Below are 14,787 nucleotides of genomic sequence, written 5' to 3'. Positions count from 1 at the left end.
GTTTACGGGGGGGCTTGCCAGCCGGGTTAAGCTAATGGACATGGACCGCTTCGGCCACTTCATCGACGGCGAGACGCGCGCTGGCAGCGCCTGGCGTCCCGTGTTCGAGCCGGCCTCGGGCGAGATCTATGCCGAGGTCGCCGACGGTATCGAGAGCGATGTGCTGCTGGCCGTGCAGTCCGCCGAATCCGCCTTCCCTGCCTGGGCCGCGCTGCCCACCAGCGAACGATCGCGCTGGCTGGAGACGCTGGCCCAGGCCCTGGAACAACGCCGCGATGCGTTCGCCGCTGCCGAATCCCGCGACACCGGCAAGCCGCTGGCACTGGCGCGGAACGTCGAGATTCCACGCGCCATCGCCAACCTGCGCTTCTTCGCCCATGCCGCCACCCAGTTCGCCAGTGAGTCGCACCATGGCGAGGCAGGCTTGAACTACACCCTGCGGCCGCCACTGGGCGTGGTGGCGGCGATCTCGCCGTGGAACCTGCCGCTGTATCTCTTCACCTGGAAGATCGCGCCCGCGCTAGCGGCCGGCAATACGGTGGTCGCCAAACCGTCCGAGATCACGCCGGCCACCGCGACGCTGTTCGGACAGCTGGCCGCGGACATCGGCCTGCCGCGTGGGGTGCTGAACATCGTGCACGGCGCGGGCCCGGCCGTCGGCGAACCGCTGGTGCGGCATCCCGCGATCAAGGCGATCTCGTTCACCGGCAGCACGGCGGTTGGGCGGCGCATCGCCGGTCTGGCCGCGCCGGAGCTCAAGAAGGTCTCGCTGGAACTCGGCGGCAAGAACGCCACCTTGGTCTTCGCCAACAGCGACTGGCGCGCGCACCTGGACACCCTGCTGCGCTCGGCGCTCCAGAACGCCGGACAGATCTGCCTGTGCGGTTCGCGCCTGCTGGTGCAGCAGGCGATCTACGAGGAATTCCGCGACGTGCTGGTCGAGCGAGCCGCCGGGTGGCAGGCCGGGCCGCTCGACGATCCGGATACCCGTCTCGGCGCGTTGGTGTCGCAGGCGCACTTCGACAAGGTGCTGGCGTGCATCGCACGCGCGCGCGTCGAGGGCGGCCGCGTGCTGACCGGCGGCCATACGCTGGACCGTCCGGGCTGGTACATCGCGCCGACCGTGATCGAAGGCCTGGGACCGGAAGCCGCGACCAACCGCGAGGAAATTTTCGGCCCCGTGGTGACGCTGCAGCCGTTCGAGGACGAGGCCCATGCGCTTGCGCTGGCCAATGCCGGGGACTACGGCCTGGCAGCCACTGTGTGGACGCGCGACCTGGACCGCGCCCATCGCCTGGCAGCGCAGCTGCGCGCCGGCATTGTCTGGATCAATACGTGGATGACACGCGACCTGCGCACGCCGTTCGGCGGCACGGGGGCTTCCGGCCTGGGCCGGGAAGGCGGCCTGGAGGCCATGCGTTTCTTCACCGAACCCAAGAACGTCTGCATTGCGTTGCGCTGAGGAACCTAGACCCGAATGTCCGACCTGACCGAACTCGAGAAACTGCTGCAGAACAACCGCGACTGGGCCGACCGCATCAAGCAGGAGGACCCGGGCTTCTTCAAGCGCCTGTCCCAGCAGCAGTCGCCACGCTACCTGTGGATCGGCTGCTCCGATTCGCGCGTGCCGGCCAACCAGATCCTGGGCCTGGACCCGGGTGAGGTGTTCGTCCATCGCAACATCGCCAACGTGATGTCGCATGGCGACCTCAACGCGCTGTCGGTGGTGCAGTTCGCCGTCGACATCCTGAAGGTCGAACACATCCTGCTGGTGGGCCACTACGGCTGCGGCGGCGTGCATGCGGCGATGACCGGCCTGCGCGTGGGCCTGGCCGACAACTGGCTGCGCCATGTCGCCGACGTGGCGATGAAGCATGCGGACCTGCTGGAACAGGTGGACACCGAATCGCTGCGCCATGCGCGCCTGTGCGAGCTGAACGTCATCGAGCAGGTGTTCAACGTCTGCCAGACCACGGTGGTGCAGGACGCCTGGGCACGCGGACAGCCGCTGGCGATCCATGGCTGGGTCTACAGCCTGTTCGACGGGCGGGTGCGCGAGCTGGGCATGGACGTGAGCGCAGCCGACGAACTGCAACCCGCCTACCAGCGCGCCCTCGCGGGCGTGCCGCCCAAGGGCAAGCGCGATGAGTGAGGCCGTCCACGCCGATGCCGCGCCGAAGCCGGTCGGCCAGTATCCGCACGCGCGACGCGTGGGCGACCTGCTGTTCCTGTCAGGCATCGGGCCGCGCGATCCGGCCAGCAACGCCATCGTCGGCAACGTGCACGATGCGGACGGACGCCTGATCAGCTACGACATCGACGCGCAGTGCCGTGCCGTCTTCGCCAACGTGCGTGCCGTGCTGAAAGCCAGCGGTGCACGCTGGGAAGACCTGGTGGACGTGACGGTCTACCTCACCGACATGGCGCACGACTTCAAGGCCTACAACCGGGTCTGGACGGAGTACTTCCCCGACGCGGCCACCGCCCCCTGCCGCACCACGCTCGGCATCACCGCCCTGCCCACCCCTATCGCGATCGAGCTGAAGTGCATCGCGCACCTGCCGGAGCGCCGCTGAGATGCTGCCCAACCCGCTCAACTTCCAGGCCTGGATCGACGAGCATCGGCACCTGCTGAAGCCGCCGGTCGGCAACAAGGTCATCCATGACGGCGACTTCATCGTCATGGTGGTGGGCGGGCCGAACGCGCGCACCGACTATCACTGGGACGAAGGCCCGGAGTGGTTCTACCAGTTGGAAGGCGAGATGGTGCTGCGCATCCAGGAGGACGGTGCCGTGCGCGACATTCCGATCCAGGCCGGCGAGATCTTCCTGCTGCCGCCGCGGGTGCCGCATTCGCCGCAGCGCATGCCGGGCTCGGTCGGGCTGGTGATCGAGCGCAGGCGCCTGCCGCACGAGGACGACGGCCTGCTGTGGTTCTGCGAGCGCTGCAACGAGAAGGTGTACGAGGAGTACTTCCACCTCAACGACATCGAGAAGGATTTCTTCCGCGTCTTTGAAGCTTTCTACCGCAACGACGACCTGCGCACCTGCAAGGCCTGCGGCCACCTGAATCCCCGGCCCAGCCGCTACGAAATGCAGGCCGACTCGCAGGCCGACATCACCTGAGCTTGCACTTGCCCAATCTGGGCATTATCGTGCCCGATATGGGCATTAACGACATTCCCCGGTCTGGAAAGGTCAGCGAAGCGGCGGCGCGCTATGCCAGCGCCAGCCTATCCGGCGCCCTGTTCACCACCACCCAGCAGCGCGTGCTGGCCTGTCTGTTCGGCGAGCCCGGACGCAGCTACGCGGTCAACGAACTGATCCAGGCCACAGGCGCCGGCAGCGGCGCCGTCCAGCGCGAACTGGCCCGCCTGGCCGGCAGCGGACTGCTGACCGTCGAGCACGTCGGCAACCAGAAGCGCTACCGCGCCAATCCCGACGCCCCGATCCACGACGAGCTGGTGTCCATCGTCCGCAAGACCTTCGGCCTGGCCGAGCCGCTGCGCGAAGCGCTGGCGCCGCTGGCCGGGCGCATCCACGCCGCCTTCCTCTACGGATCGATCGCCAAGGGCAGCGACACCGCCCGCAGCGACATCGATCTGATGGTGATCGCCGACGACCTGGCCTACGCCGACGTGATGCTGGCGCTTCACCCGGTGGCCGAACGGCTGGGGCGGCAGGTCAATCCCACGGTCTACGCGCGCGACGAGCTGCGCACCCGGATCGACGCAGGGAACAGCTTCGTCACCCGGGTCCTGCAACAACCGCGGCAGTGGCTGATCGGGGGCGACGATGACCTCGCCGCTTGAGAATCTGGCCGGTTCCAGCGGCCCGCTCAGTGCCGAACCTCCCGACAAGAAGGAAGTCGCCGGCCTGCTGCGCTCCGGGCTGGCGCGACTGGCCGATGCGCACAGCGACGCGCTGTCGCTGGAAAGCCGCTTCGACCTGGCCTACAACGCGGCGCACGCGCTGAGCCTGGCGGCGCTGCGCCGCGCCGGCTACCGCGCGCGCCATCGCTATATCGTCTTCCAGGTGCTGCCGCATACGCTGGGGCTCGGCCCCGAGGTCTGGCGGGTGCTGGCCAAGGCGCATGACCTGCGCAACCTCGCCGAGTACGAAGGCCACGTGGAGGTGGACCGTCGCCTGGTCAACGACGTGATCGCCGCCTGCGAGCGGGTCTCCGACGCGCTGGAACGATGATCCGCAGCGCCGGGCCCATTCCCGCACCGTCGCGGCAACGCAGCGCGAAACCCGCGCAGTCAGCCCCTACAATCCCTCCATGCTGAAAATCGACACCCACGCGCATTTCCTGCCCCGTGACTGGCCCGACCTGGCGGCCAAGTACGGCGACCTGCGCTTCCCGGTGATCCACCACGGCGACGACGGTCGTCACCGCATCTACAAGGACGGCAAGTTCTTCCGCGAAATCCTGCCCAAGACCTGGGACCCGGAGGAACGCATCGCCGACTACGCCCAGTTCGGCGTACAGGTGCAGGTGATCAGCACGGTGCCGGTGATGTTCAGCTACTGGGCCAAGCCGCATCACGCCCTGGAACTGCACCAGGCGCTCAACGACCACACCGCCGCCGCCTGCCGCGACTACCCGCGCCATTACGCCGGCATCGGCACGGTGCCGATGCAGTCCCCGCGCCTGGCCGTGCAGGAACTGGAACGCTGCATGGACCAACTGGGGCTGCAGGGCGTGCAGATCGGCAGCCATGTCAACGACTGGAACCTGGACGCGCCGGAGCTGTTCGAGTTCTTCCAGGCCGCCAGCGAGCTCGGCGCAGCGATCCTGGTGCATCCGTGGGACATGATGGGCGCGGCGTCCATGACGAAGTACTGGCTGCCCTGGCTGGTGGGCATGCCGGCCGAACAGTCGCGCGCCGCGTGCAGCCTGATCTTCGGTGGCGTGCTGGAACGCCTGCCGCAACTGAAGGTCTGCTTCGCCCACGGCGGCGGCAGCTTCCCCTACACCATCGGTCGCATCGAGCATGGCTTCAACATGCGGCCGGACCTGGTGGCCACCGACAACCATCGCAACCCCCGCGACTACCTGGGCCGCGTGTACTTCGACTCCTGGGTCGCCGATCCGCGCGCGCTGCGCTACCTGCTGGACACCGTCGGCCACGCGCGCGTCATGCTGGGTACCGACTACCCGTTCCCGTTGGGCGAACAGGAACCGGGCGCCGGCATCGCCGCGCTGGGCCTGGACGAGGCGCAGCAGGCGCGCCTGTACCACGGCACGGCGCTGGAATGGCTGGGTCTGCCGGCGTCGAGGTTTCTATGAAACTTCGGTGTGGGAGCGACGTAAGTCGCGATCAACGAGTCCCTGTAGTGCCTCATCGCGACTCACGTCGCTCCCACAACCACATTGCCAGTCCTACCACCACTCCATGACCGACCCGCTGTCCCGCACCCACATCATCGCCCTCGATGCCGCCGATCCGCTACGTGCGCTGCGCAACGACTTCCTGATCCCGCGCCACAAGCACAACGACCAGGTGTACTTCTGCGGCAACTCGCTCGGCCTGCAGCCGAAGGGCGCGCGCACGTACATCAACGAGGTGCTGGACAAGTGGTCCACCGAAGCCGTGGAGGGCCATTTCACCGGCAACGCGCAGTGGATGACCTACCACGAACTGGTGCGTGACCCGCTGGCACGCGTGGTGGGCGCGGAGCCGGCCGAGGTGGTGGCGATGAACACGCTGACCACCAACCTGCACCTGATGATGGTGAGCTTCTACCGCCCCACGGCGGAACGGCCGGCGATCCTGATGGAAGCCGGCGCATTCCCGTCCGACCGACATGCGATGGAGTCGCAGGTGCGCTTCCATGGCTTCGACCCGGCGACCGACCTGATTGAAGTGGAGCCGGACCAGCCCGATGGCACGCTGTCGATGGCCGCCATCGAGCGCGCCATCGCCGAACACGGTCCGCGGCTGGCGCTGGTGCTGTGGCCGGGCATCCAGTACCGCACCGGACAGGCCTTCGACCTGGCCGAGATGGCCCGCCTTGGCCATGCGCAGGGCGCCATCGTCGGCGTCGACCTCGCGCATGCGGTCGGCAACCTGCCATTGCGCCTGCACGACAGCGGCGTCGATTTCGCCGTGTGGTGCCACTACAAGTACCTCAACTCCGGGCCGGGTGCCGTCGCCGGCTGCTTCGTGCACGCACGGCATGCGCTTACCGATCGACCGCGCTTCGCCGGCTGGTGGGGACACGAAAAGGAAACCCGCTTCCGCATGGCCCCCGAGTTCGTCCCCACGCCCGGCGCCGAGGGCTGGCAGCTCAGCAACCCGCCCATCCTGGGCCTGGCGCCGCTGCGCGCCTCGCTGGAACTGTTCGAGAAGGCCGGCGGCATGGACGCCATCCGCACCAAGTCGCTCAAGATCACCGGGCTGCTGGAAGCCCTGATCCGGACACGGCTGTCGGACGTGCTGCAGATCATCACGCCTGCCGACACCACCCGACGCGGCGCACAGCTGTCGCTGCGCGTGAGCGGTGGTCGCGAGCGCGGGCGTGAGCTGTTCGAGTACCTGCTGTCGGTGGGCGTCGTCGGTGATTGGCGCGAGCCGGACGTGATCCGCATCTCGCCCGCTCCGCTCTACAACCGCTACATGGACGTCCACCGCTTCGTCGAGGAAGTCGAGACGTGGCGCGGATTCTGATCGGGAGACCTACGCTTGGGCACTGAGACGCCTCGACACATCACCATCATCGGCGCCGGCCTCGCCGGCGCGCTGCTGGCCACGCTGATGGCCCGTGCGGGCTGGCGGGTGGACGTGTTCGAGAAGCGTGGCGACCCGCGCGTGCAGGGCTATGCCGGCGGGCGCTCGATCAACCTGGCGCTGACCGAGCGCGGCCGCCATGCGTTGCGGATGGCCGACGCCGACGATGCGGTGATGCGGCAGGCGGTGATGATGCGCGGTCGCATGGTGCATGCCCTCGATGGGCGGCAGCAGTTGCAGCGCTACGGGCGCGACGACTCGGAGGTCATCTGGTCGATCCATCGTGGCGATCTGAACATCACCCTGCTGGACCTGGCCGAGCGCGCGGGTGCGGCACTGCATTTCCATCGCCGGTTGGACACCGTGGACTTCGATGCGCAGGTCGTCCGGTTCGGTGACGAACAGGATGGCAGCGTGCATGCCGTGGGCTTCACTGCCCTGATCGGTGCCGACGGTGCCGGATCGTCGCTGCGCGGCGCCATGCAGCGACGCGAGGATCTGGGCGAGCGTACCGAGTTCCTCGACCATTCCTACAAGGAACTGGAAATCCCGCCGTCGGCCGACGGCGATTTCATGATGGAACCGAATGCGCTGCACATCTGGCCACGCGGACACTACATGTGCATCGCACTGCCGAACGATGAGCGCACGTTCACGGTGACGCTGTTCCTGCCCAATCACGGCGACCCAAGCTTCGCCAGCGTCCGTACGGGAAAGGACGCGAAAGCGCTGTTCCTGCGCGACTTCGCCGACGCCGTACCGCTGATCCCCGAACTCGAACAGGACTGGGAGACCAACCCCACCGGCCTGCTCGCCACGCTGTACCTGGATCGCTGGCATCTCGGCGGCCAGGCGGTCCTGCTGGGCGACGCGGCCCACGCCATGGTGCCCTTCCACGGCCAGGGCATGAACTGCGCCTTCGAGGACTGCGTGGCGCTGTCGCGGCATTTGCTGGGGTCTGACGACCTGGCCGTCGCCTTCGCCGCGTTCGAGGCCGAACGCAAGCCGAACGCGCTGGCGATCCAGGAGATGGCGCTGGAGAACTACGTGGAGATGCGCGACAAGGTCGACGACAGCGGCTTCCTGCTGCAGCGCGAACTGGAACTGGCATTGCAGGAACGCCACCCGCAACGCTTCGTCCCGCACTACACGATGGTCAGCTTCATGCGCATCCCCTACGCGCTGGCGCAGCACCGCAGCCACGTGCAGCGTGACCTGCTGGTGCGGCACACCGCAGGCCGGGCATCGCTCGACGGCATCGATTGGGCGGCAGTGGATGCGGATGTCAGTGAAAGGTTGCCGATCCTCGCGGACGCCGCGGCGATGGCCCACTGACAGGTGACCAGCATGGCCGACAGCTTCCTCTTCTGCGATCACGCCCCGATCCACCCTCCGGCGCGCGTTCAACGACGCCGTCGCAACGGCCCGGCACAATGACTTGCCGACGAAGGACGACGCATGGCGGGAACCTTTCTCTTCTACGATCTTGAGACCTTCGGCGCCGATCCGAGGCGCAGCCGTCTGGCGCAGTTCGCGGCGGTGCGCACCACGCCCGCGCTGGAGGTCATCGATGAACCGATCAGCTTCTTCGTGCAGCCCGCCGACGACCTGCTGCCCTCACCCATCGCCACGCTGATCACCGGCATCACCCCGCAACAGGCGCTGCGTGACGGCGTCAACGAGGCCGAGGCCTTCGCCCGCATCGCCGACGAAATGGGCCGGCCGGAAACCTGCACGCTGGGCTACAACAGCCTGCGCTTCGACGACGAGTTCGTCCGCCACGGCCTGTTCCGCAATTTCCACGAGCCGTACGAGCGCGAGTGGCGCGGCGGCAACTCGCGCTGGGACCTGCTGGACGTGATGCGGCTGATGCATGCGCTGCGGCCAGAGGGCATTGTCTGGCCGAAGCGCGAGGACGGCGCCACGTCGTTCAAGCTGGAGCACCTCGCGCTGGCCAACCGCGTACGCGACGGCGATGCGCACGAGGCGCTGTCGGACGTGTTCGCCACCATCGGTCTGGCGCGCCTGATGCGACAGGCGCAACCCCGCCTGTGGGACTACGCGCTGCAGTTGCGCGACAAGCGCTTCGCCGCGCGGCTGCTCGACACCATCGCCATGCTGCCAGTACTGCACGTCTCGCAACGCTATCCCGCGCACCGGCTGTGTGCCGCACCGGTGCTGCCGCTGGCCCGGCATCCGCGCATCGACAACCGCGTAGTGGTGTTCGACCTCGACAGCGATCCGGCGCCGCTGCTGTCGATGTCGCCGGACGATATCGCGGACCGTCTGTACACGCCGGCCGCCGACCTTCCCGAAGGCGAACAGCGCATCCCTTTGAAGGAAGTCCACCTCAACCGTGCACCGGCGCTGGTGGCGTGGTCGCACCTGAGGCCCGCCGACCTGGACCGGCTGGGCATCGATCCCGCGCGCTGCGAGCGCCACGCCGCGATCCTGCGCGAAGCCGGCCCCGAACTGGCCGAAAAAGTACGCCAGGTCTTCGCCGGCGAACGCGCTTTCCAGGCCGGCGATGTGGACGGATCGCTCTACGACGGTTTCCTGGCCGATGCCGACAAGCGTCGCTTCACCGACGTGCGCACCACCCCGCCTGCGTTGCTCGGCCAGCGCGATTTCGGCTTCCGCGATGCGCGGCTGCCGGAACTGCTGTTCCGCTATCGCGCGCGCAATTGGCCCGACACCCTGTCCGCCGGCGAACGCCAGCGTTGGGACGACTACCGGCGCCAGCGCCTGGGCACGGACAGCGGGCTGTCCGAGTACAGCTTCGAGCGCTTCGATGCGGAAGTGGCCGAACTGCGGCTCACGCAGGCCGCCAGCACCGACAACCTGGCGCTGCTGGACAAGATCCAGCAGTGGCGCGACGACCTGCAGGCCAGCCTGTAACGGCACGTCGAGGGCGATCTTGCCGGTTCCATGACGCCGGCGTGTCTAGAATGGCGACCATGGCCACCTACTTCTCCGATGCCAGTTTCAAATTCCTGCGCGGGCTGGCGCGCCACAACGACAAGACCTGGTTCGCCGACCACAAGGCACAGTACGAAGACCATGTCCGGCAACCGTTCCTGCGCCTGCTGACGGACCTGCAACCGGACCTCGCCGCGGTCAGCCTGCATTTCCGCTCCGAGCCCAAGACCGTCGGCGGTTCGCTGTTCCGCATCTACCGCGACGCGCGCTTCTCCAACGACAAGTCGCCCTACAAGTCCTGGCAGGGTGCACGCCTGTTCCACGAGCGCCACAAGCAGGTACCGGCCCCGTCGTTCTACCTGCACCTGCAACCGGGCGAATGTTTCGTGGGCGCCGGCCTCTGGCATCCGGAACCGGATACGCAGCGGCGCGTCCGCCAGTTCATCCTCGACAATCCCGGCAGCTGGAAGAAGGCCGCGCACGACCCTGCGTTCCGGCGCCGCTTCGAGTTCGAGGAGAGCGAGAAGCTGGTTCGGCCGCCGCGCGGCTTCCCGGCCGATTTCGAGTTCATCGACGACCTGAAGCACCGCAATTTCGTCTTCTGGCGCCCGCTGGACGATGCCACCATGATGGGACCGCGCCTGCGGCAGGCCCTGGCGGGCGATCTGAAGATGCTGGGGCCGTTCGTCGACTACCTGTGTGCTGCGCTGGACCTGGAATTCTGACCCGGAGATTGCACGGATGAAGAAGTGGCTCGTCGGCGGTGTACTGCTGGCCCTTCTGCTGGGACTGGCCACGTATGTGGTCGCCGGCCCCTATCTCGCCCTGCACGGCATCCGCACGGCGCTGGCGCAGCAGGACACGGCGAAGCTCCAGAAACACGTGGATTTCCCCGCGCTGCGGGTCAACCTGCGCGCGCAGGTGGAGGACTACCTCGCGCGCCAGGCCGGGCCGGAGGTGTCGTCCAACCTGTTCGGCGCGGCCGCGCTGTCGCTGGCCAACCAGGTCCTGGGACGCGGCGTGGACACCTTGGTCACGCCGATGGGGATCGCGGCGCTCCTGCAGGGACGCGCCACCTGGAAACGGGCGATCGGCGAGACGGTCGGCGGCGATACCTATGCGCCGCCGGTGCCGGCCGAACCACTGAAGGAGGCCGAGCACCGCTACGAATCGCTGTCGCGCTTCACCGCCACCGTGCATGACGGCGACGGCGATCCGGTCGTGTTCGTGCTCACCCGGCAGGGCCTGCGCTGGCGGCTGACCGACATCCGCCTTCCGCTCTGATTCGCATCCCGACTACGCCCTCAGGCATGCACGGCGGGCGCGCCGGCCCATTGCACGTCGACATCCGGCAACGCGAGCCGGAACAGGTCCGCCACCGTGCGCACGCCGTCGAGCACGTCCGCGCGCGCCTTCTCTTCCGCGTCATCCTGCGGGTCGGTGTCACCCCGCAGGTGGGCCTGCAGGACGTTTTTCTTTTCGTACGCATCGATCCGGGTGTACCCGCTCACCCGCTCGATCCGCTTGGTCCAGCTGCTTTGCCAATAGAAGTCGCGGCGGTCGGCGAAGTGCTCGCAACGCGGCAGGAAGTGGATCGGCCACGCGGCATCCTCCAGCACGTCCAGGCCCTCGGTGATGGTGAACGCATAAACGCGCTCGCCATCGTGGGCGAAGCGGGTTTCAGGCACCAGGTGGAAGCGCTCGGCATCGGCGTCCGGCACCCACGCTCCACGGCAGTACAAGCGCTGGCCGATGCGCGCATAGTGCGGCGAGAGGACCAGCAGACTCTCCTGCGACCCTCGCGGGCGGCGCATCACCCGGATCTTGTTCGGCAACCAGTAACTCACGTAATGCAGGCGGCGGCCGCTGTCGACGTACGCCCAGAAGTCGGGTCCTTCCCCACCGTGCTTGAGCACGCGGCAGGTGGCGGACGGCAGTTCGAGGTCGTAGACCTTTTCCTCCATGATCCGCTGGCTGCCCCATTCCCGCCGGCGATGGACCAGATGCAGGCGACCTTCGCGCTCTTCCAGGCACACGACACGCTCCCCCCGTGCTCCGCGCGGTTGCGGAGCGGCTTGTGCCTGTACCTATCGGGGAGCCCTCTGGCGCCCGGACAGGCGCAGCGGGACAGGCGTCACGGATTGGCGACGCCGTGGGGAACGTGACCGGCGGCGACGTGATGCCGCGCACTGTCGATGTTGTGTTGGGAGTCGTCGAAGAAAATGTCCGCGCCGAAGGCCTCCAGGAACGGCCCCTTGTGGCGCCCGCCCAGGAACAGCGCCTCGTCCAGGCGCACCCCCCATTCGCGCAGCGTGCGGATCACCCGCTCGTGCGCCGGCGCCGAGCGCGCGGTGACCAGCGCGGTGCGGATGGGCGAGCGCTCGTCGGCCGGAAATACCTGCTGCAACTGGTGCAGGGCCGACAGGAAGTTGCGGAACGGGCCGCCCGACAGCGGCTCGCGGGCACGTGCCTGCTCGTGCTTCCCGAACGCTTCCACGCCCTGCTCGCGCGAGATCCGCTCGCTCTCGTCGCCGAAGATGACCGCGTCGCCGTCGAACGCGATGCGCAACTGGTGCTCGTGCCGCAGCTGCGGCGCGCCCGCGGGCAGGATGGTCGCCGCCGCAATGCCGTGCTCCAGCGAGCGCCGCACCGATTCCGGATTCGCCGACAGGAACAGGTCGGTGCCGAACGGCTTGACGTAGGGCCAGGTCGGCTCGCCCGCCGTGAACGTGGCGCGCACGATGCCCAGCCCGTAATGCTGGATGGAATTGAAGATGCGCAGGCCGGTGTCGGCGGAGTTGCGCGACAGCAGGATCACCTCGACACGTGGCGCCTCGGCCGGCGCCCCGGTATTCAGCGCCAGCAGCTTGCGGACCACCGGAAACGCGATGCCGGGCGCGAGTACGTCATCCTCGTGATGGCGCTGGAAATCGCTGTAGGCCTGTACGCCCTCGCGCTCGTACAGCGCGTGGCTTTCTTCCAGATCGAACAGGGCCCGCGAGGTGACCGCGACGGTGAGCAAACGGGGGGTGTTGTCGGCCATGCGCACAGTATCGGCGATCCATGGCGCGCGAGGCGAGAGCGCTAGCTTCCCGGTGCGGCCGCAATGCGCAGCTGCGCCGGCGGCCCGCGGCGATTGTCCGCCGTCACCGCACGCACCTCGACGACCAGATCGATGTTCGCCTGGGCTGCCGGCGGTCCGTCCTGCCAGAGGAACACGAACTCGCTGCGCCGTCCGTCCACGCGCCCGGCCACCGGCTGGTCGGGGAAGATCGCTAGGGCGTCGTCGCCGACCACGCGGAACTCGAAGCCGAGTTCGCGCAGTTTGTAGTCCGTGCCGCGCGGCCATTCCACGCTCAGCGTCAGCAGGCCGCTGGCATCGCACGAGGCGCGACCGTCCACCCCGCGCGTCAGGCTGACGAGTTCCAGCACGGGCGGTTTGAGGCCGGTGTCGTCGACCGCGGGCACGTCGCCGCGTTTCGCGAACGCGGTGATGCCCGTGGACAGGTTGCAGGCCGCCACATCGGCCACCGCCAGCAAGGCGCACAGCGCCCACGCGCACTTCAATGGCATCGTGACCCCTCCCCGGGTGGATGCGAACCGAACCGCTACGGGGCGCTGGATAACATGTGTGACATGAAGCGGCAAGCCGCACTGCGGCGAAGCCCAGCGGTCATCGATACACCGCGGCTCAGGTCATGAACTGTTCGCTGAGGATCCGCTCTTCGAGATTGTGCTCACGGTCGAACAACAGCGTGACCGTGCGGTCGCGCGATTCGCGGATGGTCACTTCCACCACGTCGCGCACTTCGTGCGAGTCGGCGGTGGCGCTGACGGGTCGCTTGTAGGGGTCCAGCACGCGGAAGCGCACTTCGGTATCGGCCTTGAGGATGGCGCCCCGCCAGCGTCGCGGACGGAACGGCGCGATCGGGGTCAGCGCGATAGTGTGCGAGCCCAGCGGCAGGATCGGACCGTGCGCGGAGAAGTTGTAGGCGGTGCTGCCGGCCGGCGTGGCCGTCAACACGCCATCGCAGATCAGTTCGTCCAGCCGGGTCTCGCCATTGAGGTCGATCTGGATGTGCGCCGCCTGCCGCGTCTGCCGCAGCAACGAGACCTCGTTGTAGGCCAGCGACGAGGTGGACGTGCCCGATTCGGTCAGCGCCTGCATTTCCAGCGGACGCAGCTTGGCCGGCTCCGCAGCAGCGATCCGCTCGACCAGACCGTCCGAGCGGTAATGGTTCATCAGGAAGCCCACCGTCCCCAGCTTCATGCCGAACACCGGCCTGCCCAGCGCGCCGTGACGATGCAGCGTCTGCAACATGAAACCATCGCCGCCTAGCGCGCACAGCACGTCGGCCTGGTCGGGGGCATGCGCCCCGTGCTCACGCCGCAGCGTGGCCAGCGCGTCCTGCGCTTCGGGCGTCGGGCTGGCGAGAAAGGCGATGCGCGGGTCGGACATCCGTGGCTCCAGGTCGGCGGCGCGTACGATCAGGCGGGACAGCGGGCCATCGATGACGTCACATCGAGCGCGGTCGCGATCCTGTCAGGGTCGGTGATCATGAAGGCGCCGTGGTCACGGGTCCAGTAGTCGTAAGCGAGCGCTCGGATGTCGGGGTCGTTGATGGCGAATCCGCCTTCGGCTTCGCGCGCTTCCAGCATCTTGCGGGTCGCATCGAACGCCTCGACGCCGGCCTGCTGGAACAGCAGCCGACCGCCGCCATAGTCGTCATGCAGGCGCTTCTGCAGCTTGACGTTCCCGAGCAGCATGCTGAGCACTCCCTCCTTCAGGGCGGGATCCTCGGGCAGCGCGTAGCCGTTGCCACTGCACGCGGCGTACGCCGCTATCGCGGCCTCGGCGCGCTGCTTCTCCGACTCCGTCGGGCGCGCGCTCGCGGCATGGTCGCGTATCCACCGACGCAAGGTCGGCGCCATGAACAGCGAACGCGCGCTGTCCGCGCGTGCCTGCGGACTGTCACCGGTGATCTGGTCGGCGTAGACCGGCTGTCCTGCCACCTGCCCCACTTGCCGCCGCGGCTCTGCCGCCCCCGCCGACAGCACCCAGGACAACAACAGCCATCCCGCGATCGTGCGCATGGTACGTCTCCGCAAAACGAAAAGGGGCGACCCGCAGGTC

The 14,787-nt window shown here is 68.0% G+C and carries 17 protein-coding genes; 12 read left to right on the top strand and 5 right to left on the bottom strand.

The window, feature by feature from the left end; translation table 11 throughout:
- Window positions 1-34 precede the first annotated feature (34 nt).
- The 12 genes from ASD77_RS14110 to ASD77_RS14055 all read left to right on the top strand — a co-directional run bounded on the left by ASD77_RS14110 (window position 35) and on the right by ASD77_RS14055 (window position 10,937).
- Window positions 35-1,462: an aldehyde dehydrogenase gene (locus tag ASD77_RS14110; RefSeq protein ID WP_200947402.1), complete on the top strand. Its 1,428-nt coding sequence runs from the start codon at window positions 35-37 to the stop codon at window positions 1,460-1,462.
- Between the two features lie 24 nt (window positions 1,463-1,486).
- Window positions 1,487-2,152 carry a carbonate dehydratase gene (gene can / locus ASD77_RS14105; RefSeq protein WP_055943515.1) on the top strand — a complete coding sequence of 222 codons (666 nt, stop codon included), beginning with the start codon at window positions 1,487-1,489 and terminating at the stop codon, window positions 2,150-2,152.
- On the top strand, window positions 2,145-2,576 hold the full coding sequence (locus tag ASD77_RS14100) for a RidA family protein (RefSeq protein WP_055942971.1): 432 nt from the start codon (window positions 2,145-2,147) through the stop codon (window positions 2,574-2,576). The genes can and ASD77_RS14100 overlap by 8 nt, the downstream gene beginning before the upstream one ends.
- Before the next feature lies 1 nt (window position 2,577).
- Window positions 2,578-3,126, top strand: coding sequence for a 3-hydroxyanthranilate 3,4-dioxygenase (locus ASD77_RS14095; RefSeq protein ID WP_055942968.1), 549 nt, complete (start codon window positions 2,578-2,580; stop codon window positions 3,124-3,126).
- Between the two features lie 8 nt (window positions 3,127-3,134).
- Complete coding sequence (locus ASD77_RS14090) at window positions 3,135-3,812, top strand: nucleotidyltransferase domain-containing protein (protein ID WP_235578541.1); 678 nt, start codon at window positions 3,135-3,137, stop codon at window positions 3,810-3,812.
- Entirely contained in the window at window positions 3,796-4,203 is a 408-nt protein-coding gene (locus tag ASD77_RS14085; RefSeq protein WP_055942965.1) for a hypothetical protein, read from the top strand. The genes ASD77_RS14090 and ASD77_RS14085 overlap by 17 nt, the downstream gene beginning before the upstream one ends.
- 79 nt (window positions 4,204-4,282) lie before the next feature.
- Complete coding sequence (locus ASD77_RS14080; protein ID WP_055942962.1) at window positions 4,283-5,293, top strand: amidohydrolase family protein; 1,011 nt, start codon at window positions 4,283-4,285, stop codon at window positions 5,291-5,293.
- A gap of 106 nt (window positions 5,294-5,399) precedes the next feature.
- Window positions 5,400-6,674, top strand: a complete 1,275-nt coding sequence (kynU, locus tag ASD77_RS14075) for a kynureninase (RefSeq protein WP_055942960.1) — start codon at window positions 5,400-5,402, stop codon at window positions 6,672-6,674.
- 15 nt (window positions 6,675-6,689) lie between these two features.
- Window positions 6,690-8,069, top strand: coding sequence for an NAD(P)/FAD-dependent oxidoreductase (locus ASD77_RS14070; RefSeq protein ID WP_055942957.1), 1,380 nt, complete (start codon window positions 6,690-6,692; stop codon window positions 8,067-8,069).
- 123 nt (window positions 8,070-8,192) lie between these two features.
- Window positions 8,193-9,632: an exodeoxyribonuclease I gene (gene sbcB / locus ASD77_RS14065; RefSeq protein ID WP_055942954.1), complete on the top strand. Its 1,440-nt coding sequence runs from the start codon at window positions 8,193-8,195 to the stop codon at window positions 9,630-9,632.
- Window positions 9,633-9,691: 59 nt separating this feature from the next.
- Window positions 9,692-10,378, top strand: a complete 687-nt coding sequence (locus ASD77_RS14060) for a DUF2461 domain-containing protein (RefSeq protein ID WP_055943509.1) — start codon at window positions 9,692-9,694, stop codon at window positions 10,376-10,378.
- A gap of 16 nt (window positions 10,379-10,394) precedes the next feature.
- A complete protein-coding gene (locus tag ASD77_RS14055; protein WP_055942952.1) occupies window positions 10,395-10,937 on the top strand; it encodes a DUF2939 domain-containing protein in 543 nt (180 codons plus the stop codon).
- Between the two features lie 20 nt (window positions 10,938-10,957).
- Here ASD77_RS14055 and ASD77_RS14050 read toward each other — a convergent pair whose 3' ends face one another.
- The 5 genes from ASD77_RS14050 to ASD77_RS14030 form a co-directional block, all read right to left on the bottom strand.
- On the bottom strand, window positions 10,958-11,689 hold the full coding sequence (locus ASD77_RS14050) for a hypothetical protein (RefSeq protein ID WP_055942949.1): 732 nt from the start codon (window positions 11,687-11,689) through the stop codon (window positions 10,958-10,960).
- Window positions 11,690-11,787: 98 nt separating this feature from the next.
- Entirely contained in the window at window positions 11,788-12,696 is a 909-nt protein-coding gene (locus tag ASD77_RS14045) for a 5'-nucleotidase (protein WP_055942947.1), read from the bottom strand.
- 41 nt (window positions 12,697-12,737) lie between these two features.
- Window positions 12,738-13,226 (bottom strand): hypothetical protein, encoded by a 489-nt coding sequence (locus ASD77_RS14040; protein ID WP_156383650.1) that lies wholly within the window; start codon window positions 13,224-13,226, stop codon window positions 12,738-12,740.
- Window positions 13,227-13,344: 118 nt separating this feature from the next.
- Window positions 13,345-14,112 (bottom strand): NAD kinase, encoded by a 768-nt coding sequence (locus ASD77_RS14035; RefSeq protein ID WP_055942941.1) that lies wholly within the window; start codon window positions 14,110-14,112, stop codon window positions 13,345-13,347.
- Window positions 14,113-14,141: 29 nt separating this feature from the next.
- A complete protein-coding gene (locus ASD77_RS14030; protein ID WP_055942937.1) occupies window positions 14,142-14,747 on the bottom strand; it encodes a hypothetical protein in 606 nt (201 codons plus the stop codon).
- Between the last annotated feature and the right edge of the window lie 40 nt (window positions 14,748-14,787).

This window comes from Pseudoxanthomonas sp. Root65 (assembly GCF_001427635.1).
Classification (GTDB): Bacteria; Pseudomonadota; Gammaproteobacteria; order Xanthomonadales; family Xanthomonadaceae; genus Pseudoxanthomonas_A.
The sequence above is the reverse complement of the archived record's forward strand: the minus strand, read 5'-3'. Positions and strand labels throughout refer to the sequence as shown.